The sequence below is a fragment of the Mycobacterium sp. 1165178.9 genome (genome assembly GCF_001673555.1).
In the GTDB taxonomy this organism is placed as follows: domain Bacteria; phylum Actinomycetota; class Actinomycetes; order Mycobacteriales; family Mycobacteriaceae; genus Mycobacterium.
The window spans coordinates 1-693 of record NZ_LZMB01000444.1; the positions used below are offsets into that span (position 1 = coordinate 1).

Annotated in this window: 1 protein-coding gene; it reads right to left on the minus strand. The window is 62.0% G+C overall.

The genetic code is table 11. The features are described from left to right. The coding region (locus A5652_RS19060; protein ID WP_067354963.1) for a class I SAM-dependent methyltransferase at positions 1 to 693 on the minus strand (693 nt) is incomplete at both ends.

Here is a 693-nt window from a genome sequence, read left to right on the forward strand (position 1 = left end):
CCGACGTTGCTGATGCCCCTGCGGAAGAAATTCTCACAGCCCGTCAGATAGTGCATATACCGGTCGTAGACCTCTTGCGACTGGATGGCGATGGCCCGGTCCTTGTTGGCTTCCAGGTTGGCCGCCCAGATGTTGAGGGTCCGTTCGTAGTGCTTCTGCAGCAGTTGCACCCGCTCGATCGAGAAGCCCGCCGCCTCGCCGAACTTGAAAATGTCTTCCTGTGCCGGCAGCCAGCCGCCGGGGAAGATCTCGGCCAGGATGAACTGCGAGAACTGGACGATCTCGTGGGTCAGTTTCATGCCCTTGGCCCGGGCATCTTTGAATGATGGCCGAACGATGGTGTGCAGCAACATCACTCCGCCGGGCGGCAGCGCTTGATAGGCCATCTTGAAGAAGCGCCCGTAGCGCTGGCGCCCGAAGTGCTCGAAGGCGCCGATCGACACGATGCGGTCCACCGGCTCGTGGAACTTCTCCCAGCCCTCCAGCAGCACGCGCCTGGTGCGGGAAGTGTCCATCTGATCGAAAGACTTCTGCACATGCTCGGCCTGGTTCTCCGACAGCGTCAGGCCGACCACGTTGACGTCGTACTTCTCGATGGCGCGCCGTAGCGTGGCTCCCCAGCCGCAGCCGATGTCCAGGAGCGTCATCCCGGGCTCGAGCTTGAGCTTTCCCAGCGCTAGATCGATCTTCGCG